This window comes from Rhodovulum sp. 12E13 (assembly GCF_003340565.1).
GTDB lineage: Bacteria > Pseudomonadota > Alphaproteobacteria > Rhodobacterales > Rhodobacteraceae > HLUCCA09.
This window is the reverse complement of record NZ_QPLK01000023.1, coordinates 20,753-45,022: the sequence shown is the minus strand read 5'-3', so window position 1 is coordinate 45,022 and position 24,270 is coordinate 20,753. Positions and strand designations below refer to the sequence as shown.

The following is a 24,270-nucleotide window of genomic DNA, read 5'->3' as shown; positions in this document are numbered from 1 at the left end:
GATACGGCGTGAGCATCCCTTGGGGGCACGGCATGGATCTCTCCGCGCCCGTCGGCCACCCGGCCGCCGAGCTTCTGGCCGAGAATTTCGACCCGGCGGTGCTGATCGACGCGGGCAGCGGGCGGTTCCTCGCCGCCAACGGCGCGGCGCGCGAACTGCTCGGCTTCTCCAGCGAGGAGCTGGCCGACATGACGCCGGCCGACATCCACCCCCACGAGATCGCGCGCCTCGAGGGCTTCATGGCCAATGTCCGTCGCGAGGGGCGCTGGAGCTCCGACGAGCTGTCCTGCCGCACGCGCGACGGGCGGACCGTGCCGGCGCTCCTGCGCGCGCGCATGATGGGCCGCGAGGATGGGGGCGACGCGGTGCTCATTGTCATCCGCGACCAGCGCGAGCGGCAACTGGCCGAGCTCGGCTCGGCCGTGCGCCAGCTCACCCACGACCTCAAGAACACGCTGGCGACCGCCCAGCTCATGTGCGACCGCCTCGCCGCCCACGAGGACGACCGGGTGCGCCTGAGCTCGGAGAGCATGGCCCGCGCGCTGGAGCGCGCCCTCGACATCTGCCGGCAGACGGTGCAGGCCGGCCGGGTCGGGCTTCCCGCGCCCGACCGCGAGCGCTTCCTGCTGGCCGACGTGGTGGAGGAGCTCGCCGCCACCGCCGTCGGCCCCGACGGGAGCGCCGCCGCGCTGGAGGGGGTGGCCTCCGACGACGTGCTGCTCGACGCCGATTTCGACCAGACCTACCGCATCCTGCTGAACCTCGTGCGCAACGCCTTCGACGCCGGCGCCCGCTCGGTACGGATCTCGGGCCGAAACGACGGCGAGAGCGCCGTGATCGAGGTGGCGGATGACGGGCCGGGCCTGCCCGGCTCCGTCGCTGGCCGCATCGGGCAGGACCAGCTGTCGGGCAGGGAGGGCGGCAGCGGCCTTGGCCTGCGCATCTGCCACGAGCTCTGCCGCAACCACGGCGGCAGGCTGGAGGTCGCACGCACGGGGCCGGCGGGCACCTGCTTCCGCGTCACCCTGCCGTTTTCGGGCTGAGCCTCATCCGAGGCGGTATTCGGGGTCGATCCGCGTCCGGTCGAGGTTGGCCGAGAAGGTCGCGACCGTGTATTCGCCGATCACGCCGATGATCTCGAGGATTTGCGCGAAGGACAGGCCGCGGTCCTGGTAGCTGGCCAGCTCTGCCCGGCCGAGCTTGCCCCGGCTGGCGAGCAGCGCCCGCGTCGCGCCGACGACGAGGTCGAGCCGCGCCTCGCCCGGCAGCTCGCCCTTCGCCGCGGCATCGACCACCGCGTCGGGCACGCCCAGGTCGTGCACGCTGTAATGGCTGAGCGCGACGATGCAGTAGCTGCACTCGCAGTAATTGGCCACCTCCAGCGCCACGAGGCAGCGCTCGGTCTCGGTGAGTTCGCCGCCGGCGAGATACTCCTTCATCGCGACGAGCCCGGCCATGACCCGCGGGTTGCGCAGCATCATCCGGTAGATGTTCGGCACCCCGTCGGGGAAGATCGCCCCGAGCCGGGCATGCACCGCCGCCTCGTCGAGGCTCGTCCCGTCCAGCGGCGGCCGGACATCGGTGTGGGCACTGCTATGCTCGGGCTCGTCGGCGGACATCTCTGGCTCCCGGATCGGTGGTGGTCTCATGGAGACGATACGCGACGCCCGGCATGCACGCATCCTCCTCTCACGCCGTAGTGACGCACCGACAGAGAAGGTGTCCGAGCGGAGGGGGGCCCCGCCGACGATCGGCACGGGGATCCGCTCGGCGCAGAGCAGGCCGGGCCGGCGCGACGCCCGGACGGTGCCCCTGCGGCAAGGATGGAGGCACTCGGCCGCCTGCGTCCCCCCGCCTCGCCGCAAGGCGTTGTCACCGCGGCCCGCTTGGTTAAGCATGGCACAGGGCCGCGCGCATCCGCACCGGCCCGCGACTAGTCCAACGACGTTTCCGAAAGGTCCCCGCCATGCGCCTCGTCACCACGATCGCCGCCGTCCCGCTCGTCGCCCTCGCCGCCGCCTGCACGCCCTCGGGCGCGGGCTACCAGCCTGTGATCGACGGGCCGGTCGGCCCCAACTATTCCTCCGACCTCGCCGCGTGCCAGTCGCTCGCGGCCCAGCAAGGCGGGTTGAGCAGCGGCGCGGCCGGCAACGCGGCGGCCGGCGCCGTGCTGTCGGGCGGCGCCGCGGCCGTCGTGCGCAACGAGGGCAATACCGTGCGCGACGCCGCGCTCCTCGGCGCGGCGGCGGGCCTGACCGGCAGCGCGCTCGAGCAGCAGCGCCGCAAGGAGGCCATCATCAGCAACTGCATGCGCCAGCGCGGCTACCGCGTCGTCGGCTGAGGCCGTGTCCGCCGGCGGGCCGCGTCGGCCCGCCGGCCCGCGCAGGGAGAGGGGGCGCCCGGGGCAATGGCGGAGACGATCCAGCTGCTGCACACGGCCGACCTGCACCTCGACTCGCCCCTGCGCAGTCTCGCCCTGCGCGACGACCGCCTGCGCGAAACGGTCGAGACGGCGAGCCGCGCCGCCCTGTCGCGTCTCGCCGATCTCGCCATCGACGAGGGCGTGCGCGCCCTCCTGATCGCGGGCGACCTCTTCGACGGGCGCGAGCGCTCGGCCCGCACCGGCGCCTTCCTGGTGGCCACCTTCGACCGGCTGCGCGCCGCCGGGATCGACGTCTTCGCCATCAGGGGCAACCACGACGCCGAGAACCCGGTCAGCGGCACGGTCGAGTGGCCCGACAACGTGCATGTCTTCGACGGGCGCGGCGGCAAGGTGCGGCTCGGCGAGAGCGAGATCTGGGTGCACGGCGTCAGCTTCAGCGGCCGCCACGCCGCCGACAGCCTGCTGCCGAAGTTCGGCCCGCCCGTGCCGGGGGCGGTCAATATCGGCCTTCTGCACACCTCGCTCGCGGGCGCGGCGGGTCACGATCCCTACGCGCCCTGCACGGTGGCCGATCTCTGCGCGCACGGCTTCGACTACTGGGCGCTGGGCCATGTCCACCTGCGCGCGGTGCATTCCGAGCGGCCGTTCGTGGTGATGCCCGGCATGCCGCAGGGGCGCGACATGGGCGAGGCGGGGCCGAAATCGGCCACTCTGGTCGAGGTGACAGGCGGCACGGTCGCGGCGCGCGAGGTGCCGACCTCTGTGGCGGAGTTCCGCCGTCTGGCGGTCGACGTGACCGGGGCGGAGGACGAGACGGAGATCCGCCGCCGCCTGCGCGCCGGGCTAGAGGAGGCGGCGCGCGCCACCGTCTCCGACGCCGCGATCCTGCGGCTGACGCTCGCAGGCCGGACGCCCCGCGCCTGGGCGCTCCGCCGCGACCGCGACCAGTGGGCCGAGACGGCGCGGATGGCGGCGGAGGAGACGGGCCGGCTCTGGATCGAGGCGCTCGAGCTCGACGTGACGCCGCCCGGCGAGGGGGCGGAGGCGCCGGGCGACGCCGTGGCCGAACTCGACCGGCTGATGACCGCCCTGCGCGCCGAGCCGGGCTTTCTCGCCGAGGCACGGGCCGAGGTCGACGACGTGCTGCGTCACCTGCCGCCCGACCGTCGTGCGGCGCTCCTGCCCGACGAGGCGGCGCTCGACGCGCTGGCCGAGCGGCTCGCGGCCTTTGGCGCCGAGCAGATGGTGGCGCGGATGCGGGGCGCGGGGCCGGGCGGCCCCGGCAACGCGGGCGAGGGCTGATGCGCCTGCGCCGGCTCGACCTCGACTTCTTCGGCCATTTCGCCGGCCGCAGCTTCGACTTCGGCGCGCGGCCCGAGGGGGGCGCCGACGTGCATGTCATCCACGGTGCCAACGAGGCCGGCAAGACCACGCTGATGGAGGGGTGGCTGCGCCTGCTCTACGGCTTCCCCCTCAGGGAGCCCTACGCCTTCCGGCACGGGCGTCCGTCGCTGCAGGTCTCGGCCGATCTCGAGATCGACGGCGCGACGCGCCGCTTCACGCGGCTGTCGAAGCGCACGGGCAACCTGCTCGACGCCGAGGGCGCCGCCCTGCCCGAAACGGCGCTCTCCCCTGTTCTTGCCGGCCTGTCGCAGGACGATTACCGCAAGCTGCTGTGCCTCGACGACGACACGATCGAGCGGGGCGGCAACGAGATCGCGGCGAGCGAGGGCGATATCGGGCGGCTGCTGTTCTCGGCCGCGGCCGGGGTGGCCGATCTCTCCGGCGTGCTGGACGGGGCGACCGCGGAAGCCGACGCGCTGTTCCGCCCGCGCGCCTCCACCTCGGCCTTCGCGGGGCTGCGGCGGACCCACAAGGACCTGTCGGACCGCATCCGCGAGGCCGATGTCGACGCCCACCGCTATCGCCAGTTGCGCGACGACCTCGCCGCCGCCGAGGCCGAAGAGGCCGAGGCGCGGGCGGCGCGCCGCGCCCGGCTGGAGGCGCGCGACCGGCTGCGCGGGCAGGCCGAGGCGCTGCCGATCATGGCCGAGATCGCGGAAACCAACGCCGCGCTCGCCCCCCTCGCCGCCTATCCCGAGACGCTCGACGTCGACCCCGAGCGACTGATCGGGATGATGACCGAAAGGCTCGGCCACGCCCGCGAGGCCGAGCGGCTTGCCGCCGCGATCGCGGCGGCCCGCGCCGAGCGCGACGGCATCCCCAGCGCCCCCGGCCTCGCCGCCCTGCGCCAGCCGCTCGCCGATCTCAAGCCCATGCGCGACCGCTGCGCGGCGGCCGAGGCCGATCTGCCCCGCCGGCGCGACGCACTCGCGGCGGTGCTGACCGAGATGCGGGCCCGCCTCGCAGAGATCGGCATCGCCTGCGACGGCGATGCCGATCCGCCCGTGCCCGACGAGCCGACCCTGCGCGCGCTCGAGCGCGCCGTCACTGCCGACACGGAGGCCGAGGCCGCCCTCGCCGCCGCCGCCCGCGAGAGAGCGCAGGCGGAGGACGAGGCCGCCGAGGCCGCACGCCGGCTCGCGGCGGCCGAGCAGGCGCTCGCCGCCCTGCCCGACACCGCGCCCCTGCTCGCCCGGCACGACGCCGAGCGGGTGGCTGCCGCCGCTGCCCGGTCCCGGCACGCGCTCGCCCATGCCGAGCGCCAGCGCGAGGCGGCGCTGGCCGCGCTGGCTCTGGGCCCGGCCACCTTCGACGCCGCCCCCGCCCTGCCGCTCGCGGCCGACGCCGCCGCCGCGCTCGCCGCGGATCTCGACAGGGCAGAGCAGGAGGTCGCCCGCGAGGAGGCGGACCTCGAGAAGGCCGTGGACGCCGAGGCGCGGCTCCTGTCCGAGATCGAGGCGCGCGAGGCGGCGCCGGAGCTTGCGAGCGATGCCGAGGCCGCGGCGCTCCGCGCCGAGCGCGACCGCCTGTGGCAGGCGCACCGCGCCGCGCTGACGGTGGAGACGGCCGACGCCTTCGAGCGTGCGCTGCGCGCCGACGACGTCGCCACGGCGACCCGGCTGGCCCAGGCCGACACGCTCGGCGCGATCGGGGAGAGGCGCGTGGCGCTGGCCGAGGCGGAGCAGCGGCGTGGCACCGCCGAGGGCGCCCTCGAGGCCGCGCGCGGCGCGCTGGAGATGCTGGAGGAGCGGCTGTCCGGGTTGCTCTGCGGCCTCGGTCTGCCCCGCGACACGCCTGCCCGCGCGTTCGCAGACTGGGCGCGGCGGGCCGAGGCCGCCCTCTCTGCCGAGCGCGTCGCGGCCGCCGAGGCGCGCGCCGCCGCCCCCGCGCTCGAGGCGGCCGAGCGGCTGCGCGCGGCGCTGGCCGAGGCGATGGACGCGCCCGAGACCCCCCTCGACGCGCTGATGGACATGGCGCGCGCGCGCGCCGCCGCCCGCGACCGTCACGCCGAGGCCGCGGTGGCCGCCCGCGAGGCCGCCGCCCGGGCCGAGGCCACCCGCGCCCGCCGCACGACCGACGAGGGCGCCGCCCGAGGGCGCCGCGAAGCCGCCGCCGACGCGCTCTCGCAGGCCGCCGCCGCGCTCGGCCTCGGGGCCTGCCCGGTGGCCGATGCGCTGCCCGTCCTGCGGTCGCTTCGCGAACGCGAAGCCGAGCGGCAGGGCCTCGCCCGCCAGGTCGACGGGATGGCGCGCGACGCCGACCGCTTCGCCGAGGCGCTCGCCCCCCACGTCGCGGGCCGGGGGGAGCTTGCCGAGCTCTCCCCCGTCGCCGCCTACGACGCCCTCGCCGACCGTGCGGCCGAGGCCGAGGCGGCGCAGACACGCCGCGCCGCCCTCGCCGAGAGCATTGCCGCCGACGAGGCCGCGCTGGCCGACGCACGGGCGGAGATCGCGCGCATCGACGACGAGACGGCGCTACTGGCAAGCGCCTTCGACGCCACGATCCCCACGACCACGCTGGAAGAGTTGCGCGCAGCGGTGGGCCGCGCGCAGGAGGCCGCCGGCCTGCGCGCGCGCCGCACCGATCTCGCGCGGCAGGTTCTGGGGCGGCTCGGGGTGGAAAGCCTCGCCGAGGCCGGCGCCGCGCTCGACGGGCTCGACGCCGCCGCGCTCTCCGCCGCTCTCTCGGAGGCCGAGCGCGACATCGAGGGGCTCGACGCGCGCTGCCGCGAGGCGGGCACCGCGCTCGGTGCGGCGCGACAGGCCCTCGAGGCGGTGACGGGCGCCGCGGAGGTGGCTGCGCTCGTCTCGCGACGCCAGACCGTCGAGCTTGACATGGAGCGGACGCTGCTGCGCCATCTCGAGCTGCGCCTCGGCCAGCGCCTCGCCGAGAGCGCCATCCGCCGCTACCGCGACGCGCACCGCTCGGGCATGATGGCGGCGGCCGAGGCCGCCTTCCGCGACCTGACGAACGGCGCCTATGCCCGCCTCACGGTGCAGCCGGAGGGCGATACCGAGGTGCTGGTCGCGGTCGCGGCCGACGGAGAGGGCGACGGCGCGGCCAAGCGCGTCGACGCCATGTCTAAGGGCACCCGCTTCCAGCTCTACCTCGCGCTGCGGTCGGCGGCCTACGACCAGATGGTGGCGACGGGCACGGTGCTGCCCTTCTTCTGCGACGACGTGTTCGAGACCTTCGACGAGGAGCGCACCCGCGCCGCCTGCGGTCTCCTGCGGCGGATCGGACGGGCGGGGCAGGCCATCTATCTCACCCACCACCGCCACGTCGTCGAGATCGCCGAGGAGGTCTGCGCGAGCGATCTGCGCATCCACCGGCTCTGAGCCTCGCCTGTCGTCTCAGGGTTTCAGCCGATAGCCGATGCGGATCCAGTGCCAGCACAGCGCGAGAACGACCGCCGTCGCCCCCGAGCAGATGGCGAGGCCGAGCCAGGGCGAGCTGTCGGAGGTGCCGAGCACGCCGTGGCGCACCCCGTCGATCAGGTAGAAGACCGGGTTCCAGTGCAGCAACACGTCCATCCACTCCGGCACCGCGTCGACCGAGTAGAACGTGCCCGACAGAAACGACAGCGGCGTGATCAGGAAGTTGGTGATCGCCGCGGTCTGGTCGAACTTGGTGGCGTAGATCCCGGTCAGCACCCCCAGCCCCCCGAGGAACGCCCCCCCGAGCGCCAGAAACACGAGCACCCAGAGCGGGTGGGCGAGACCGGTGCCGAGGAAGAGCACGATCGCCGCGATGATCGGCAGCCCCACGAAGAGGCCCCGCGCGATCCCGCCCGCGATGTAGCCCGTCACAAGCTCGCCCGCCGAGAGGGGCGGCATCAGCGTGTCGACGATGTTGCCCTGCACCTTCGAGACCACGACCGAGGACGAGGTGTTGGCGAAGCTCTGCTGGATCACCGTCATCATGGCGAGACCGGGCGCGAGGAACTGCAGGAAAGACACGCCCATCACGTCGGGCCGCGAGGGGCCGATGGCGAGCGAGAACACCACGAGGAACAGCGCGGCGGTCACGGCGGGGGCGAGCAGCGTCTGCCGCCAGATGTTGAGGAAGCGCCGGCATTCCCGCTCGGCCAGCGTCCATGTGCCGAGCCAGTTGACCCGGCCGAACCGGCGCACGCCCATCGCGGCGGCCGGGCCGGCGCCCCCCTGGCGTCGGGCCGTGCCCTGGTCGGGCGGCTGCGCCCCGGTCGTCTCCGTCATCTGTCCTCCATCCGGTCTCGGCGGGGGGCGCGGCCCGCGCCCGCGCCCAGCCTGGCTTTTCCGACTCACCCGTTGCCCGTCGGCCTCTCTCCTGGCGGCCGATCCCGCCCGGGCCGGCGTGCCTCCCGCACGGCGGGCCGGCGCCAGGGGCACTCGGGCCGGCGCGATGCGACGGCGGCTCTCGCCACGTCTCGGCCTGCGCTCCGGCCGGGTCGTCGCCTCCGCCCCTTGGGCTCCTCGCGCGGTTGTAACGGCATACGCAGCGCCCTAGTATATGGCCGCGTCGGAAAGGTCCAACCGCCGGCCGGCGTGCCGATGTTCCACCCCGCACGGGCGCGCGCCCCTTTACCCGGAGGGCGCACGAGGCCCTCCCCGCCGTCCTTCGACCCACCCTTGCAAGCCAGAGAGAGTTCCGCCCATGTCCTGGACCGATGAGCGCGTCGAGCACCTGAAGAAGATGTGGACGGAGGGCAAGAGCGCGAGCCAGATCGCCAAGGAGCTTGGCGGCGTGACCCGCAACGCCGTGATCGGCAAGGTCCACCGCCTCGGCCTGTCGAACCGCAACGGCGGCGGGCCAGACGCCGCCGGCGCCCCGCCCGCCGAGGAGCCGGCCCCGGCCCCGGCTGCCGCCGCGGCCGAGGTGCCCGAGCCTGCACTGGCCGAGGGCCGGGCCGAGCCGGCGCCCGCGCCCGAACCCGCCAACGTATCCGACGCACCGGTCGCACCGCCGCGCCGCCAGATCGTGCCGGCCGGCCAGCCGCTGCCGCCGCAGCCCTCGGCCAACGAGATCAGCCCCGAGGCGCTTGCCTCGGTGCGCGAGGTCGAGAAGCGGGCGCTGAAGCTGTCGCTGATGGAACTGACCGAGCGGACGTGCAAGTGGCCCGTGGGCGACCCGGCGACGGACGATTTCTGGTTCTGCGGGCTGCCCGTGCAGCAGGGCAAGCCCTATTGCGAGGCGCATGTGGGCGTGGCGTTCCAGCCGATGTCGTCGCGCCGCGACCGCAAGCGCTGACCGGGCCCCGGGAGGAGCGCGGATGCGCCTCGGCGTCGTGGAAAGCGACAGTGGCGGCGGCCTCGACGACCGGTTCGCGGCTCTGGCCGGCGCGCTCGGCGCCGACGGTCTGCGTGTCGTGGGCGCCGTCCAGCGCACCGAGCGCGACGCGGCGGGCCGGCTTTCGGGCATGGAGCTGCGCCTCCTGCCCGAGATGGCGCCGCGCGACATCGCCCAGCGCCTCGGCGCCGCGGCCACGGGGTGCCGCCTCGACCCCGGCGCGCTCGAACAGGCCACCGAAGAGATCGCGCGGCGTGTGGCGGCGGGCGCAGACCTCCTGATCGTGCCCCGCTTCGGCGAGCGCGAGGCCGGGGGTGGCGGCTTCCGGGTCGCCATCGCCGCGGCGATCGAGGCGGGTGTGCCCGTCCTCGTGGGGCTCTCGCCGGCATGGCGCGCGGCCTTCGACGGCTTCGCCGGAGAGCTTGCCGTGGCGCTGCCCCCCGACCCCGGCGTCCTGCGCAGCTGGGCCATGACCCCCGCATCCGCGTGAGCGCCCCGCACCCCCGCCGCGCTCTGCCACCTGCGGGCAGAGCGGCACCCGCTCTCGCCTGACAGCTCGCGCACGGCAGCTCGGGGCGGCCGGTGCCGTGGGGGCACGGAGCGCGCGGGGCGCGGCGATCTTTGCCCGCTGCCCGTGGCGGGTTATGTGACGGCGGATGGGGAGGGCGCACATGGCCGACATCATCGAGATCCGCGGGCTGGAGAAGACCTACGACGACGGGTTCCAGGCGCTGAAGGGCGTCGACCTGACGATCCGCGAGGGCGAGATTCTTGCCCTGCTCGGCCCCAACGGCGCCGGCAAGACCACGCTGATCTCGGCCGTCTGCGGGCTCGTCACCCCCACCGGCGGCACGGTGACGGTTGGTGGCCACGACATCCTGTCCGACTATCGTGCGGCGCGGTCGCTCATCGGCCTCGTGCCGCAGGAGATCACGATCGAGCCCTTCGAGAAGGTGATCGACACGGTGCGCTTTTCGCGCGGGCTGTTCGGCCGCCCCCGAGACGAGTCGCATATCGAGCGGGTGCTGCGGGCGCTCTCGCTCTGGGAGAAACGGAACAACCGCAACAAGGAGCTCTCGGGCGGCATGAAGCGGCGCATCCTGATCGCCAAGGCGCTCGCGCACGAGCCGAGGGTCCTGTTTCTCGACGAGCCGACCGCGGGCGTCGACGTGACGCTGCGCCGCGAGATGTGGGACCTGGTGCGCCGCCTGCGCGACGAGGGCGTGACGATCATCCTGACCACCCACTACATCGAGGAGGCCGAGCAAATGGCCGACCGCATCGGTGTCATCGACAGGGGGCGCCTGCTGCTGGTGGAAGAGACCGCCGGGCTGATGCACAAGCTCGGGCGCAAGGAGCTGGTGGTCGAGATCGCCGAGCCGCTCGCCGCCGTGCCGCCGGCCCTCGCCGCCCACGGCCTCACGCTGTCCGATGACGGCTGCCGTCTGATCTACACCTTCGACGCCACCGCCGAGCGCACGGGGATGACCCGGCTGATGGCCGACATCGCCGAGGCCGGCCTGCACGTGCGCGACCTCTCCACCCGCCAGTCGAGCCTCGAGGAGGTGTTCCTGCGGCTGGTCGACGAGGGCGCGCAGGCGATGGAAGCCGCCCAATGACCGGCCTCAACTGGACGTCGATCCTGGCGATCTACCGCTTCGAGATGGCGCGCACCTTCCGCACCATCGGGCAGTCGATCCTGTCGCCGGTCATCACCACGGTGCTCTATTTCGTCGTCTTCGGGGGCGCCATCGGCGGGCGGATCGAATCGGTCGAGGGAATCGCCTACGGCAGCTTCATCGTGCCCGGCCTCGTGATGCTGACGCTGCTGCAGCAGGCGATCAACAACGCCGCCTTCGGCATCTACTTTCCCAAGTTCATCGGCACGATCTACGAGCTGCTGTCGGCGCCGATCAACTTCCTCGAGATCGTCATCGGCTACGTGGGCGCAGCGGCGACCAAGGCTCTGGGCGTGGCCGCGATCATCCTCGTCACCGCCACGTTCTTCGTCGAGCTCACGGTGCTGCACCCGCTGGCGATGCTCGCCTTCCTCGTGCTGACGGCAGTCTCGTTCTCGTTGCTCGGCTTCATCCTCGGCATATGGGCGGGCAACTTCGAGCAACTCACGCTGGTGCCGCTGCTCGTCGTCACGCCGCTCGTCTTCCTCGGCGGCGCCTTCTACTCCATCGACATGCTGCCCGAGGGCTGGGCGCAGGTGACCTATTTCAACCCGGTGCTCTACCTGATCTCGGGTTTCCGCTGGTCGTTCTTCGGCGTGGCCGACGTGGCGCCGTGGGTGTCGCTGCTGGCCATCGCGGGCTTTCTCGCCGCCTGCATGGGCGTGATCTGGTGGATCTTCCGCACCGGCTGGCGGATCAAGCCCTGACGGCGCAACCGCGCGCCTCGGCCTGACCGGGGCGCCCGCTGACCCGGGCCGCGCTGCAGGCAACCCCGCACTCCCCCACCCGATCCGCCGGTGCAGGCACGCCCCGCCCCCCGAACCGGCGGAACAGGGCGTCGGCGAGCCTGTTGGAGCGTCGGGCAGGGGTCGAACGTCGATCGCAGATGGAGACACAGATGCACCGCACGCTCGCCGCCGCCCTCGCGTCCACCGCCCTCGCCCTGCCGCTCGCCGCGCAGGACCAAGGGCAAGGCGCGGCCGCCGGGGCCGCCCGCGCGCTCGAGGCCGCGGTCGAACTGGCCGACGGCACCTCGGCCGGCACCGTCACCTTCACCGAAACGCCGCACGGCGTTCTGATCGAGGCCCGGCTCGAGAACCTGCCCGAGGGGCCGCACGGCTTCCACATCCACGAGACAGGTGCCTGCGCGCCCGATTTCCAGGCCGCGGGCGGGCACTACACCCCCGCCGACACCGAGCACGGCTACCGCAACGAGAGCGGTTACCACGCCGGCGACCTGCCCAACATCCACGTGCAGGCCGACGGCACGGCGACGGCAGACATCTTCGCGCCGTGGCTGACGCTCGCGGAGAGCCCCAAGGCCGACGCGCCCTACCCCCTCGACGACGGCGACGGCTCGGCGATCATGGTCCACGCCGATGCCGACGATTACATGGCCGAGCCGCCGGGCTCGACCGGCGACCGTATCGCCTGCGGCGTGATCTTTCCGTCCGAGGTGTGAGAAGGCGCGGCGCGGCAAGCGGGCGCCCGCCCCGCGCCGCCCGCGACCCGCCCCGCAAGACGCCGGCACATCACGGCCCACGAGCCACGCCGCACCGATGCCACACCTGCGCACGCCGGGGCGACCCGACTGGGCGAGCCAACGGCCGACACCGTCGTCCGCCCCGCGCGATCCCCGGAACAACGCGCCGCCGCGCCGCGCGCCCCGCGCGGCGCCGGGCCCAACGGAGCGAGGGGCCGCACGGCCCCGAGCGGAGGCGGGAGCGCCCCCGTCCGGGTCACGCCGGCAGGGCGCCGACCGCCCTTCCCCCGGGCCGCCGCTTCGCCTATGTGGCGGCGCATGTCCGCGAACCCGCCCGATCTGCGCCCCGACCGCGCCCATGCCCGCCTCGACGACAGCCGCCGCCCCGGCCAGCCGACCATCGGCATGGTGTCGCTCGGCTGCCCCAAGGCGCTGGTCGACAGCGAGCGCATCCTCACCCGGCTGCGCGCCGAGGGCTACGGCATCTCGCCCGACTACGCCGGCGCCGACGCGGTGATCGTGAATACCTGCGGCTTCCTCGACAGCGCCAAGGCCGAGAGCCTCGAGGCCATCGGCGAGGCACTGGCCGAGAACGGGCGCGTGATCGTCACCGGCTGCCTCGGAGCCGAACCCGACTACGTCACCGGAGCGCATCCCACAGTGCTCGCCGTCACCGGCCCGCACCAGTACGAGCAGGTGCTCGACGCGGTGCATACCGCCGTGCCGCCCGCGCCCGACCCCTTCGTCGACCTGTTGCCGGCGCAGGCCGTCAGCCTGACCCCGCGCCATTACAGCTATCTGAAGATTTCCGAGGGCTGCAATCACAAGTGCAAGTTCTGCATCATCCCCGACATGCGCGGCGCGCTCGTCTCGCGCCCCCGCGCCGCGGTCCTGCGCGAGGCCGAACGGCTTGTCTCATCCGGGGTGAAGGAACTCCTGGTCATCAGCCAGGACACCTCCGCCTACGGCATCGACCGCAAGGACGAAAAACCGCAAGGCGAAGCCGCGATCACCGCGCTGGCGCGGGATCTGGGGCGCCTCGGTGCCTGGGTGAGGTTGCATTACGTCTATCCCTACCCGCATGTGCGCGAGCTCGTGCCGCTGATGGCCGAGGGGCTGGTGCTGCCTTATCTCGACATTCCGTTCCAGCACGCCCACCCCGACACGTTGCGCCGGATGGCCCGCCCCGCGGCGGCAGCCAGGACGCTCGACGAGATCGCCGCCTGGCGCGCGATCTGCCCTGACATCGCGCTGCGCTCGACCTTCATCGTCGGCTACCCCGGCGAGACGGAGGCCGAGTTCCAGACCCTGCTCGACTGGCTCGACGAGGCCCGCCTCGACCGCGTCGGGTGCTTCACCTACGAGAACGTCGCCGGCGCCCGTTCCAACGCCCTGCCCGACCACGTGCCGGAAGAGGTCAAGCAGGAGCGGTGGGCGCGCTTCATGGAAAAGGCGCAGGCGATCTCGGAGCAGAAGCTCGCCGCGAAGGTCGGCACGCGGCAACAGGTGCTGGTGGACCTCGTGGAAGACGACGCCGCGACCTGCCGCACGATGGCCGACGCGCCCGAGATCGACGGCCATCTCTACATCGACGAGGGCCATGCCGGCCTCGGCCCCGGCGACCTCGTTACGGTCGAGGTCGACGAGGCGTCCGACTACGATCTGTGGGGCCGGATCGTCGGCTGAGCACCGCCCCGGCTCAGTGGGGCTTCAGCGCCTGCAGGGCCGGGCCGTTCGGGCAGAAGTCGGGCGCCCGCCGCGCCCCGTTCGGGCCGCCCGCCGAGGCCAGCCATTGCTGGCAGGCGGCGGAATGCGGGCAGGCGCGACACGCCGCGATCAGCGCGGCATAGCCCGACGGAGCGAGCCGCCCCTCCTCCATCGCGGTGGTGAAGTTCAGCCCGATCGAGCGCCCGATCGAGCGGGTCAGCCAGAAAGCCAGGTCGGGATCGTCGTTCGAGTGCGCCATGCCGTGATCGCTCCGCCCGCCCCTCATCGGGCGGTGCCTTCGTCCAGCCCCAGCAGCGCGTCGAAGCGTGCGGCGTTCACGCAGGCCTCCGGCGCGCGCTCGGCGTCCGGGTTGTCCTCCATCCATGCCGGGCAGCCGTCCGCCCAGCCGCAGCCGCGGCAGCGCTGCACCGTCTCGGCCCATGCCTCCTGCGAGAATCGGCCGGCCTCGATCTCGGCCTGCAGGTCGAGGCCCACGGTCTGCGCCATGCCGAGCGCAAGCCAGTAATGCTCGCGCTCGTCTCCGAGCGGCCGTGGGCGGAGGGGTCGGGGCGTGTCGGCGGTGCCGTTCATCTCGGGCCTCGCTTCGCTTGCGTTGCGTACGACGGCATGCTGCGCGAGCCCTTGTCTGGGCGCCTTGATGCAGGTCAAGGCTCCTGTCCTGTCCTGTCCGCAGCACTCCGCGGCCGCTCGCCGCCCGCCGCACGCGGCTTTTGCGTCAGGGCAGCGACGCCGCCACCCGCCGCACCAGCGCGACCCGCTCGGCATTGGGCGGATGCGTCCCGAGGAAGCGGTCGCCCGGGTCGGGGATGCGCGCGAAGAACTCCGCCCCCCGGACCGGATCGTAACCGGCACCATGCGCGATCACCGTGCCCAGCGCGTCGGCCTCGAGCTCGAATTCGCGCGCATAGCGCCGCGCGCCGACCTCGGCCCCGAGCCGCAGCGCCGCATCGACACCTTCGGGCCCCTGCCCGGTCACCTCGGCGAGCCCGCCGAGGACCAGCGCCCCGAGCTCGGCGCTGGCCCGCGAGCGGGGAATATGCTCCTCGATGTGGTGCGCCGCCTCGTGCCCGAGGATGAAGGCGAGCTCGTCCTGGTTGCGTGCATCGGCGATCAGCGCCAGCGAAAAGACGATGGCCGGCCGCCCCCGCGGGTCGATCGTCTGGAACGCGTTGGGGGGCACGCCGGGCCGGTCGTCGACATAGATCCGGAAGTCGCAATCGATGCCCTCGGTCCGCTCCCGGCAGACGCGCTCGGCCACAGGCTCCACGCGCTCCACCACCGAGACGAAGTTGTCCGCCGCCTGCATCGCCGCCGCGCGAAGCGCCGCGCGCTCCCCTGCAGGCAGTTCGGCTGCCGCGGCCCCGGTCGATGGGGCCTGCTGCGGCGGCGGCGCGGGCACGGCGCACCCTGCGAGCGCGAGCGCGGCAACGGCGAGGGCGACACGTAGGATCGTCGAGCGCATGAGGACCCATCAGATCAGGGGCGGCTCGTACCCTAGCAGCCCCCGCGCCGCGAGCCACCCCACGGACCCGTGAGCGCGCCTTTCCGCCGGCCCGGCCCCGCCTATGTGCCCCGGCATGACGCTGACCGTGATCTACAACGCCTCCTGCCCGATCTGCGCGCGCGAGGTCGACGGCTACCGCCGCTACGCCGAGGCGCGCGCCCTGCCCCTGCGCTTCGACGACATGGGCACCGCAGACCTCGCCGCCTTGGGCCTCACTCCGGAGGATGCGGCGCGCCGGCTCCATGTTGTCCGCGAGGGTCGGCTGCTCGCCGGCGTCCCTGCCTTCGTGGCGCTCTGGTCCGAGATGCCGCGCTTCCGCTGGCTTGCCCGTCTCGTCTCGTTCCCCCTCGTCCGCCCCGTCGCCGAGGTCGTCTACGAGCGCGCCCTCGCGCCTCTGCTCTACGCGATGCACCGCCGCCGCGTCGCCCGCCGCGCCGCCCGCGCGTGATCCCTGTCAGTGCGACGGGCCGCCCTGCGTCGGCCTCCCACCTGTGCCCTCCGCCCTCTCTTCTTCTTGCGCCAAATATCCCGGGGGGCGCGGGGGGCTGGCCCCCCGCTCAGCCCGGGCGCACCTCGGTGCCGCCGCACCCGTAGAGCGCCGCGCCCCGGTGCGCGCGCGCCTCGTGCTCGAACTCGAGCGTCGAGTGGTCGATCCCGAACTCGGCGGCGAGCGCGGCCTTGATCTCGGCCTTCACCTCCTCCAGCCGCGACCACGCCTCGGCGCGCAGCACCACATGGGTGTCGAGTGCCGCTGCGTGCTCCTGCATCTGCCACAGGTGGACATGGTGGATGCCGGCCACCCCCTCCACCCGCTCGACCGCTGCGATCACCGCCGCCGGGTCGAGCTCGGGGGGCGCACCCAGCATCAGCGTGCGGATCGGCCCGCCGATTTCGTGCAGGGCGAGCCACAGGATGTAGCCGGCGATGCCGATGGTCACCACAGGGTCGACCAGCCGCCAGTCGTAGAGCAGGATCAGGGCGCCGCCCGCCACCACGGCCACCGAGGCCAGCGCGTCGGACAGGTTGTGGAGAAACAGCGCGCGGATGTTCACGCTGCCCTTCTGCATCGACCAGGTGAGCCAGGCCGTCAGCGCGTCGACGCCGAGCGCCACGCAGCCGACGATCACGATGGTCCAGCCGCCCACCTCGGGCGGATCCACGAGGCGCATCGCCCCTTCGTAGAGCAGGTAGGCGCCCACGAGGATCAGCGTGGTGTAGTTGATCAGCGCCGCCACGACCTCGATCCGCCCGTAGCCGTAGGTCATCCGCGAATCGGCCGGCCGCCGCGCCACCTTCCGCGCGACGAAGGCGATGACGAGCGAGGCCATGTCGGACAGGTTGTGCAGCGCGTCGGCGATCAGGGCGAGACTGCCCGAGAGAATGCCGCCCGCGATCTGCGCGACGGTCAGCAGCGCATTGGCCCAGATCGCCACCTGCACCCGCCGGTCGCCGCTCTCGGGCGAGAGATGGGGATGGGCATGGCCATGGTCGTGGGGCATGGGGCATCCTCGGCCGGGGCGGAGCCCGCAGGGAACCTGCCCGCCCCGCCGGGGTCAAGCCGCGGCGGCTACCCGCCGAGCGGAGCGAGCGGCGTCGGGCAGTCGGCCTCCCCGAGCCAGACGAGCACGCCGGCCGCCGTCTCGAGGGCGCAGGGAACGGGCGGCAGGAGGGCGCGGTAGGTCTCGCGCCACTCGACCGGCGAGACGGCGAGGAAGGCGGGCGCGCCCGCCTCCAGCGCACGCGCCACCCGCTCGGGCGAGTCGCCGTGGAAGTCGGGGCGGGGCAGCGCGGGCGAGTCGAGGCGCAACGAGAGGATATCACGCCGCAGCGCGGTGAACGGCTCGCCCGCGAGGATGCGCGCGTCGCCGTGGCCCGATCCCTCGATCGCTGCCGCCATCTCGCCGTATTGCGGCCCCGGGCCCGGATCGGCCAGGGCCGAGGCAAGGGCGAAGCCCGCGCTCACGGCGACGAGAACGCCCCCGGCGAGCGCCTGCACGCGCCACGGCAGCCGGCCCAGGCCGATCCCGGCAAGCGCGAGCACCGCCGCCCACCACGGCAGGAAGTAGCGGTCGAGCAGCAGGCTCGAGACGGCGCTCGCCGCCACCATCACCACGCCGAAGCCCACCGCGAGGCCCACGACCGGCCAGAGGGCGGGCACCTCGCGCACCCGGCGCGCGCCGGCCACGGCCAGCGCCGCCACCGCCAGCGCCAAGGCGGCGAGCAGCGCGGTCTCGAGCGGCTGGGGCAGTTGCGCCGGCGCGATGTGGCGCAGGCGCCCGCCCAGGAGGTCGCCCCCCAACTCGACGAGGCTCTCAAGGCCGAAGGGGCGATACTCCTCGACCCAGAAGCCGCGCACGCCGCCCTCGTAGACATGCGGTCGGCTGACTGCCAGATAGGCGAGGCCCGCCACGACCGACGGCACGACGGCCGCACGGCGCCAGCGGCGGCGAAAGCCCGGGTCGGCCAGCCTCTGCACCCCGAGCCGGCCCGCCACACGCGGCGTCAGCACCACGGCGAGATAGGCGAGGATGCCACCCGTCAGGGTAAAGACCGCCCCGGCCCAGCCGGCTCCGAAGGCGAGGCGCGCGGGCCGCCCCTCGCCCCGCTGCCGCACCATCGCCATCGCCGCGACGAGACCGACAGCGACGAGCGCCATGAGCAGCCCGTAGGGCCGCGCATTCTGCGCCCAGATCACGAAGGCGGGCCCCGTGGCGTAGAGCGCCCCGGCCCAGAGGCCGGCGGGCAGGCCGGCGAAGCGCCCGATCCCGGCCGCGAGGATCGCCGCGGCGGCGGCATCGGCCAGAGCCGATGGCAGGCGCAGCGCGATCGGGTCGGCCACGTCGGGCACGGTCGCCTTCACGAGCGCGAAGTAGGTTGGCATGTGACCGCGCGAGGCGCGGTCGAGCACCATGCCCGCCCAGTCCCGCGAGGCGGCGAACTGGGTGTAGACCTCGTCGAGCGACACCGCCGCGACGCCCAGCCCTGTCAGCCGCAGCGCCAGCGCCGCAACGAAGAGTCCTGCAGCCAGCGGCAGGAGCGCCCCGGCCCCGGGCCTCGTATGGGGGTCGGCGGTCGGCGGGGCGCTCGCGGCGCGGGGGTGGTCGTCGGTCGGCATCGGGCCTCCTTTCCCTTTCCGCCATCGGCAGCTCGTGCTCTTGTCGATGCCTGTGCCGGCAGACGGTTTGTCCGCCCGGAGCCGCGCCGCTAGGGTCGGCACGGCGCGGAGCGCGGCACGGAGCGCGGCCCGGTTCGCGGGCCGGCAGGCAGATCGGCGAGCAGAGGCCCGGCATGACCCAGATCGACTACTTTCTCTCCCCCATCTCTCCCAACGTCTACCTCGCCAGCACCCGGGCGGAAGAGATCGCCGCCCGTCACGGCGCGACGCTGGTCTATCGCCCGGTCGACGTGGGCGGCCTCTTCGCACGCACGGGCGGGACGCCGCTGCCAGAGCGCCACGAGAACCGCAAGGCCTACCGCCTGCAGGAGCTGCGCCGGCAATCGGCGAAGCGCGGCCTGCCGCTCACCCTTCGGCCCGCCCACTTCCCCACCAACCCGGCGCCCGCCTCCTACGCGATCATCGCCGCGCAGGCGGCGGCGGACAAAGGGGCCGGGGGCGATGTGGGGGCGCTGGTCCATGCCCTCGCCCGCGCCTGCTGGGCCGAGGACCGCGACATCGCCGCCGACGACGTGGTGCGCGACTGCCTGTCGGCCGCGGGCTTCGACCCCGGCCTCGCCGACAGCGGGCTGCTCGCGGGCGCCGAAACCTATTCGACCAACCTCGAGGATGCGGTGGCGCGCGGGGTGTTCGGCGTGCCGTTCTGGATCGTGGCCGACGACGACGAGCGGTTCTGGGGGCAGGACAGGCTGGACGACCTGGAGGCGCACCTCGCGTCGCGGGGCTGAGGCACCGTGAGGCGAGGCGCCGCACCTGTCCTTTTGTCAGTCTTGCCCGGGAGGCAGGATGATCGCTATTCCATAGGTGTTAGTTATTGACTTGGGGATCAGTCGGGCCGCTCGGGGGCGGGCGCTGCGCCTGCCCTCGCGGCCCATTCGCTCGGTGGCAGTGCTTCAGGTCGCGCCCGTGTCCCCCGGCCCGTCCCCCTGCTCCTCGCTCCGGTTCAGTATCGCCAGCAGCGCGTCCACCCGGCCCGCGTCGGTCGCCCAGTCGCAGACGAAGCGTGCCCCGAGGGGCGCATCATCGGCGCCGCTGTCGAGGTCGGGCTCGGGCAGGTCGGACAGGTAATAGACCGCCCCCGCTGCCCGCAGCCGCCGGTGCAGGGCGCGCGGCAGACGGGCGAAGACCATGTTGCCCTCTGCCGGGTGATCGAGCGTGACGGCCGGATGCGCGGCGAGCCCGTGGGCAAGCCCCAGCCCCGCCGCATTCGCGGCCTCGGCCATGTCGCGCCACAGCCCGCCCTCCAGCCAGGCCACGAGTTGCGCCGCGAGGTAACGATGCTTCGACACCGTCAGCCCCATCCGCTGCCGCCGCAGCCGCGCCTCGTCGGCAAGGCCCGCAGGCGGATCGACCAGGACCACCGCCTCGACCCCCATCGCCCCCGCCTTGGAGGCCCCGAGCGAAAGCGCCGCGGCCCCGGCCGCGCGCACCATCTCACCGGGCGTGCAGCCGAGCGCCAGTGCCGCGTTCGACCAGCGCGCCCCGTCGAGATGCAAGGGCAGGCCGTGGGCGCGCGCGACCTCGCCCAGGGCCGAGAGCGCGTCGAGGGTGTAGACGGTGCCCGCCTCGGTCAGTTGCGTGACCGAGACCGCCCCGCGACGCGCCGCCGGCTCGGCCGCGATGCGCGAGGCCAGCGCCTGCGCCGTCATGCGCCCGTGCATGGAGGGCACGAGCGCCGTTTCGGCCCCGCCCGAGGCGAGGCCGAGCGCGCCTGCCTCGTCGAGCTCGACATGGGCGATGTCGGTGCAGAAGACGCGCGACCACGGCCGCGACAGGGTGGCGAGCGCCAGCGCGTTGGCGGCGATGCCCGTGGGCACCAGCAGCACCTCGGCGCGCGGCGCCTCGAACGTCTCGCGCACCGCGGCCGTGGCGCGCACCGTCCAGTCGTCGGCGCCGTAGGGCATGGCGCGGCCCCGGTTCGCCCGGCCCAGCGCGTCGAGGATCGCGGGGTGGACGGGGCCCGCATTGTCGGAGGCAAAGCAGAGATCGGCGCTCACGGCTCGCCCTCGACGATGTGGTCCTCCCAGTCCTCCTCCGGCACCTCGAACTCGCTGACGGTGCGCCCCCGCACCGAGATGCCGGCGGTGTGCACGCTCTCGGGGTCGCCCGTCAGCAGCGGGTGCCACTCGGGCAGGTCCTGCCCCTCGGCGAGCAGCTTGTAGGCGCAGGTCGAGGGCATCCAGTAGGCATGGAGGTGGATGTTCTCGGGGCTGAGCGTCACGCATTCGGGCACGAAATGGTGGCGCACCTCGTAATGCACGCAACCGCAGGTCGCGTCGTCGAACAGCCGGCAGGCGACGCGGGTGAAGGCGACCTCGCCGGTATCCTCGTCCTCCAGCTTGTTGAGGCAGCACTTGCCGCAGCCGTCGCAGAGCGCCTCCCACTCGCGCGGCGTCAGTTCGTGCAGCGCGTGCCGCTCCCAGAAGCGGGGGCGCAGGCCGTCGCGCGGGATCGGCGCCGCCCGTGCCCGCCGCGGGCCGCTCACGGCGCCGCCTCCGCCGCGAGCAGGGCGCGGGCCTTGTCCGAGTCGCGATCCATCTGCGCGATCAGGGCCTCGACGCTGTCGAACGCCGCCTCCGCGCGCAGGAAGTCCACCAGCGCAACCGAGAGGGTGACGTCGTACAGGTCGCCCGCGAAGTCGAACAGGTGCACCTCGAGGTTCGGCTCGTGCACGCCGAACTGGGGGCGCACGCCGAGCGAGGCGACGCCGCGATGGGAGCCGGCATGGGGGCCGTCGAGCACGTCGACGAGCACCGCATAGACCCCGAAGCGCGGCCGGTGCAGGCGCCCGAGGCTCATGTTGGCCGTTGGGTAGCCGAGATCGCGCCCGCGCTTGTCGCCGTGCAGCACCGCGCCCTCGATCCGGTGCCAGTGGCCGAGCATGGCCGCGGCATCGCGCGGGCGCCCCTCGCTCAGGGCGGCGCGGATCGCGGTGGAGGACACGCGCGCGCCCGCCGCCTCGATCTGCAACAGGTCGGCCACCGTCACGCCGAAGCCCTGCGCCGCCCCCTCCGCGCGCAGCGTCTCGGGCGTCCCCGTGCGGCCGAGGCCGTAGCGGAAGTCGGCGCCCACCGTGACATGGCGCAGACCGAGCCCCTCGGCCAGCACCCGGGCGGCGAACACCTCGTGCGGCAGGGGCCGGATCGTGCCGAAATCGAGCTCGAACAGCAGCTCGACCCCCAGCTTCTCGAGCCGGTGAGCGCGCGCCTCGGGGTCGGTCAGGCGAAAGGGCGGCGCGTCGGGGCGAAAGACCTCGCGCGGATGCGGCTCGAAGGTCAGCACCGCAAGCGGCGCATCGGCCGCGCCGCCGGTCGCGTGCCGCGCCGCCGCGAGCACCTGCTGGTGGCCCAGGTGCACGCCGTCGAAATTGCCGATGGCGGCGGTTGCGCCCCTGTCGGCAGCGGTCACGTCCTCGAGGCGGCGGATGCGCTTCATGGCCGCCGACCTAGCGGCGGCGGGGGGGATGCGCAAGGCAGCCGCAGCCCGCCCCCCTGGCGGCCCTGCGCGCCGGCCCGGCGACCCCGACAGGCTCAAGCCGCGCATTGCGTATTTCGCACAGAAGGAAGCCGGCAGGCGCACGCCTCCCGCGTCCTGCCGCCCGGATGCGCATCGCGGGCCAAGTCCTCCCGGGGCGCCGCCGGCGCGCTCAGGCGGCATCCCGCGCGGCGTCTTTCCAGGCCCAGGGGCGGGTGTAGTGGCCGAGCGCCTCGCGCAGGGCGGCCTCGTCGACCTCGCCGGTCTTCTCGAGCATCGCCACGAGGCCCAGCTTGCGGTCTTCCTCCACATCGGCGACCCGCGCGGCGATGCCGGCCTCGCGCAGCGCCGCGTCGTAGACCCGGCAGATCGCGCGGCGCCGCAGGTCGGGCTTGAAGATCTTGCCGACCGCCGTCTTGGGCAATTCTTCGAGGATCTCGACGCGCTTGGGCATCGCCGCGCGCTCGGAGATGCGGTCGCGGCAGAACGCGAGGAGCTCCTCCTCCGTGACCGAGGCGCCCGAGACGAGCTCGACATAGGCCACCGGCAACTCGCCCGCATGGGCGTCGGGCTGGCCGATCGCACCGGCCGAGGCGACCGCGTCATGCGCGAGCAGGGCCTCCTCGATCAGCGCAGGGTCGATGTTGTGCCCGCCGCGGATGATGAGATCCTTCGCGCGGCCGGTGATCCAGAGATAGCCGTCGGCATCCATGCGCCCGAGATCGCCGGTGCGCAGGTAGATGTCGTAGTGAAAGAGGTTCCGGTTGCGGTCGGATTCGGTGTAGGTCGACCCCGCGTAGACGCCCGGATTGGCCACGCAGATCTCGCCCACCTCGTCGACGCCGCATTCGCGCACGCCATCGTCGGCGGTGTGGATCAGGATCTTCACGTCGGTATGCGGAAAGGGGATGCCGACCGAGCCGATCTTCTTCGGACCGTCTACAGGGTTGCACGAGACGAGGCAGGTCGCCTCGGTCAGCCCGTAACCCTCGATGATGTTCACCCCGCACGCCTTCTCGAAACGGTGGTAAAGCTCCACCGGCAGCGGCGCCGAGCCCGAGAACGCGCTCTTGAGCGATTTCAGGTCGGCGTTCACCGGCCGCTGCATGAGCGCCGAGAAGGCGGTCGGCACCCCGATCATGAAGGTGACCTGCCAGCGCTCGATCAGCTTCCAGAAATTGTCGAACACGCCCTCGCCCCGGTAGCCCGCGGGCGTGGGAAAGACGACATGCGCGCCCGACGCGATCATCGACATCAGGATCGGGTGGCAGGCGAAGACGTGGAAGAGCGGCAGCGGGCAGAGGATCACGTCGTCTTCGGTGAAGAGCAGCCGCTTGCCGATCCAGCCGTTGTAGATCATCCCCGAATTGAGGTGCTGGGCGACCTTGGGCATCCCCGTCGTGCCGCCGGTATGGAAATAGGCCGCCACCCGGTCGCGGTCGGCATCGATGAAATCGAGACCGCCGCCCGCGCGCTTCGCCATCTCGGCGTTGAAGTCGAGCACCCGCGCCCTGTGGCCGACCGGGTTCGCGGGCCGGATCAGCGGCACGAGGTATTTCTTCAGCCCCGTCAGGTAGCGCAGAAGATCGACCTCGAGGACATGGGTGACATTGGGGGCCATGGCCACCGCCTTCGCCGCCTTCTGCGCCACGTCGGTCTTCGGGAATGACTTGAGCGTGACGAGAACCCTGGCGTTGGTCTGCCGCAGGATCGCGGCGATCTTTTCGGGCTCGAGCAGCGGGTTGATCGGATTGGCGATGCCGGCCACCGCGCCGCCCAGCAGCGTGAAGACCGCCTCGTTGCAGTTGGGCAGCAGGTAGGCGACCGCGTCCTGCTCGCCGACGCCGAGATCGTGGAAGAGATTCGCGGCCTGGGTCACGCGGGCGTGCAGGGCGGCCCAGGTCAGCGTCTCGGCCGGCGCGCCGGGGTCGGACAGGAGCTGGAAGCTGATCGCCGGGCGCTGCCCCCATGTCTCCTTCGCGTGCGTCACGAACTGGTAGAGCGTGCGGGGCACCTCGCGCTCGGCCCAGGGCATCTCGGTCTCGATCGCGTCGCGGTCGGCGACGCCGGCGAAGGTGGTCATCGGTTCTCCTCCCTCTGCCCCGGCGTTTCCCCGGGGTCGTAGGCCGATGTTGGGCAGCGAGGCCGCAACGCGCAAGCCTGACGCCGCGG

General features: G+C 73.4%; 23 protein-coding genes. 12 read left to right on the top strand and 11 right to left on the bottom strand.

Annotation, left to right across the window (positions count from 1 at the left end):
* Window positions 1–8 precede the first annotated feature (8 nt).
* Window positions 9–1,043, top strand: a complete 1,035-nt coding sequence (locus DLJ49_RS16945; protein WP_158547496.1) for an ATP-binding protein — start codon at window positions 9–11, stop codon at window positions 1,041–1,043.
* Between the two features lie 3 nt (window positions 1,044–1,046).
* Here DLJ49_RS16945 and DLJ49_RS16940 read toward each other — a convergent pair whose 3' ends face one another.
* The gene (locus DLJ49_RS16940) at window positions 1,047–1,619 is read right to left on the bottom strand and encodes a carboxymuconolactone decarboxylase family protein (RefSeq protein WP_115394737.1); all 573 of its coding nucleotides are present in this window, start codon (window positions 1,617–1,619) and stop codon (window positions 1,047–1,049) included.
* Between the two features lie 347 nt (window positions 1,620–1,966).
* Here DLJ49_RS16940 and DLJ49_RS16935 point away from each other — a divergent pair, with 347 nt between their 5' ends.
* The 3 genes from DLJ49_RS16935 (at window position 1,967) to DLJ49_RS16925 (ending at window position 7,125) form a co-directional block, all read left to right on the top strand.
* Window positions 1,967–2,341, top strand: a complete 375-nt coding sequence (locus tag DLJ49_RS16935; protein ID WP_115394736.1) for a glycine zipper family protein — start codon at window positions 1,967–1,969, stop codon at window positions 2,339–2,341.
* A 66-nt stretch (window positions 2,342–2,407) separates the two neighbouring features.
* Window positions 2,408–3,685, top strand: coding sequence for a metallophosphoesterase family protein (locus DLJ49_RS16930; RefSeq protein ID WP_115394735.1), 1,278 nt, complete (start codon window positions 2,408–2,410; stop codon window positions 3,683–3,685).
* Window positions 3,685–7,125, top strand: coding sequence for a YhaN family protein (locus tag DLJ49_RS16925; RefSeq protein ID WP_115394734.1), 3,441 nt, complete (start codon window positions 3,685–3,687; stop codon window positions 7,123–7,125). The genes DLJ49_RS16930 and DLJ49_RS16925 overlap by 1 nt, the downstream gene beginning before the upstream one ends.
* Window positions 7,126–7,140: 15 nt before the next feature.
* Here the strand turns inward: DLJ49_RS16925 and DLJ49_RS16920 are convergent, their stop codons facing one another.
* Entirely contained in the window at window positions 7,141–7,926 is a 786-nt protein-coding gene (locus DLJ49_RS16920; RefSeq protein ID WP_115394746.1) for an ABC transporter permease, read from the bottom strand.
* 496 nt (window positions 7,927–8,422) lie between these two features.
* Here DLJ49_RS16920 and DLJ49_RS16915 point away from each other — a divergent pair, with 496 nt between their 5' ends.
* From DLJ49_RS16915 to rimO, 6 genes are all read left to right on the top strand, one after another.
* The gene (locus DLJ49_RS16915) at window positions 8,423–9,016 is read left to right on the top strand and encodes a GcrA family cell cycle regulator (RefSeq protein WP_115394733.1); all 594 of its coding nucleotides are present in this window, start codon (window positions 8,423–8,425) and stop codon (window positions 9,014–9,016) included.
* A 22-nt stretch (window positions 9,017–9,038) separates the two neighbouring features.
* Window positions 9,039–9,545 (top strand): DUF2478 domain-containing protein, encoded by a 507-nt coding sequence (locus DLJ49_RS16910; protein WP_115394732.1) that lies wholly within the window; start codon window positions 9,039–9,041, stop codon window positions 9,543–9,545.
* A gap of 181 nt (window positions 9,546–9,726) precedes the next feature.
* A complete protein-coding gene (locus DLJ49_RS16905; protein ID WP_115394731.1) occupies window positions 9,727–10,674 on the top strand; it encodes an ABC transporter ATP-binding protein in 948 nt (315 codons plus the stop codon).
* Window positions 10,671–11,441: an ABC transporter permease gene (locus DLJ49_RS16900; RefSeq protein ID WP_115394730.1), complete on the top strand. Its 771-nt coding sequence runs from the start codon at window positions 10,671–10,673 to the stop codon at window positions 11,439–11,441. The genes DLJ49_RS16905 and DLJ49_RS16900 overlap by 4 nt, the downstream gene beginning before the upstream one ends.
* Window positions 11,442–11,632: 191 nt before the next feature.
* Complete coding sequence (locus DLJ49_RS16895) at window positions 11,633–12,196, top strand: superoxide dismutase family protein (protein WP_115394729.1); 564 nt, start codon at window positions 11,633–11,635, stop codon at window positions 12,194–12,196.
* A 339-nt stretch (window positions 12,197–12,535) separates the two neighbouring features.
* Window positions 12,536–13,903, top strand: a complete 1,368-nt coding sequence (gene rimO, locus DLJ49_RS16890) for a 30S ribosomal protein S12 methylthiotransferase RimO (protein ID WP_115394728.1) — start codon at window positions 12,536–12,538, stop codon at window positions 13,901–13,903.
* A gap of 13 nt (window positions 13,904–13,916) precedes the next feature.
* On the opposite strand, the gene DLJ49_RS16885 is transcribed toward rimO, so the two are convergent.
* The 3 genes from DLJ49_RS16885 to DLJ49_RS16875 all read right to left on the bottom strand — a co-directional run bounded on the left by DLJ49_RS16885 (window position 13,917) and on the right by DLJ49_RS16875 (window position 15,407).
* Window positions 13,917–14,183: a DUF6455 family protein gene (locus tag DLJ49_RS16885; RefSeq protein ID WP_115394727.1), complete on the bottom strand. Its 267-nt coding sequence runs from the start codon at window positions 14,181–14,183 to the stop codon at window positions 13,917–13,919.
* A gap of 23 nt (window positions 14,184–14,206) precedes the next feature.
* Window positions 14,207–14,515: a DUF6455 family protein gene (locus DLJ49_RS16880; protein ID WP_115394726.1), complete on the bottom strand. Its 309-nt coding sequence runs from the start codon at window positions 14,513–14,515 to the stop codon at window positions 14,207–14,209.
* Window positions 14,516–14,660: 145 nt separating this feature from the next.
* The gene (locus DLJ49_RS16875; RefSeq protein WP_115394725.1) at window positions 14,661–15,407 is read right to left on the bottom strand and encodes a M48 family metallopeptidase; all 747 of its coding nucleotides are present in this window, start codon (window positions 15,405–15,407) and stop codon (window positions 14,661–14,663) included.
* 115 nt (window positions 15,408–15,522) lie between these two features.
* On the opposite strand from DLJ49_RS16875, the gene DLJ49_RS16870 reads away from it, so the two are divergent.
* The gene (locus DLJ49_RS16870; protein WP_115394745.1) at window positions 15,523–15,897 is read left to right on the top strand and encodes a thiol-disulfide oxidoreductase DCC family protein; all 375 of its coding nucleotides are present in this window, start codon (window positions 15,523–15,525) and stop codon (window positions 15,895–15,897) included.
* A 109-nt stretch (window positions 15,898–16,006) separates the two neighbouring features.
* On the opposite strand, the gene DLJ49_RS16865 is transcribed toward DLJ49_RS16870, so the two are convergent.
* Together DLJ49_RS16865 and DLJ49_RS16860 are read right to left on the bottom strand one after the other, a co-directional pair.
* The gene (locus DLJ49_RS16865) at window positions 16,007–16,948 is read right to left on the bottom strand and encodes a cation diffusion facilitator family transporter (RefSeq protein WP_115394724.1); all 942 of its coding nucleotides are present in this window, start codon (window positions 16,946–16,948) and stop codon (window positions 16,007–16,009) included.
* Window positions 16,949–17,016: 68 nt separating this feature from the next.
* Window positions 17,017–18,564: a hypothetical protein gene (locus DLJ49_RS16860; RefSeq protein ID WP_115394723.1), complete on the bottom strand. Its 1,548-nt coding sequence runs from the start codon at window positions 18,562–18,564 to the stop codon at window positions 17,017–17,019.
* 173 nt (window positions 18,565–18,737) lie between these two features.
* Between DLJ49_RS16860 and DLJ49_RS16855 the strand changes: the two genes are divergently transcribed.
* Window positions 18,738–19,352 (top strand): 2-hydroxychromene-2-carboxylate isomerase, encoded by a 615-nt coding sequence (locus tag DLJ49_RS16855; RefSeq protein WP_115394722.1) that lies wholly within the window; start codon window positions 18,738–18,740, stop codon window positions 19,350–19,352.
* Window positions 19,353–19,517: 165 nt separating this feature from the next.
* Here DLJ49_RS16855 and DLJ49_RS16850 read toward each other — a convergent pair whose 3' ends face one another.
* The 4 genes from DLJ49_RS16850 to DLJ49_RS16835 form a co-directional block, all read right to left on the bottom strand.
* The gene (locus DLJ49_RS16850) at window positions 19,518–20,621 is read right to left on the bottom strand and encodes a threonine aldolase family protein (RefSeq protein ID WP_115394721.1); all 1,104 of its coding nucleotides are present in this window, start codon (window positions 20,619–20,621) and stop codon (window positions 19,518–19,520) included.
* A complete protein-coding gene (locus DLJ49_RS16845; protein ID WP_233489159.1) occupies window positions 20,618–21,109 on the bottom strand; it encodes a YcgN family cysteine cluster protein in 492 nt (163 codons plus the stop codon). Before DLJ49_RS16845 ends, DLJ49_RS16850 begins: the two co-directional genes overlap by 4 nt.
* Complete coding sequence (locus DLJ49_RS16840; RefSeq protein ID WP_115394720.1) at window positions 21,106–22,059, bottom strand: bifunctional riboflavin kinase/FAD synthetase; 954 nt, start codon at window positions 22,057–22,059, stop codon at window positions 21,106–21,108. The genes DLJ49_RS16845 and DLJ49_RS16840 overlap by 4 nt, the downstream gene beginning before the upstream one ends.
* 211 nt (window positions 22,060–22,270) lie before the next feature.
* Window positions 22,271–24,181, bottom strand: a complete 1,911-nt coding sequence (locus DLJ49_RS16835; RefSeq protein WP_115394719.1) for an acyl-CoA synthetase — start codon at window positions 24,179–24,181, stop codon at window positions 22,271–22,273.
* Between the last annotated feature and the right edge of the window lie 89 nt (window positions 24,182–24,270).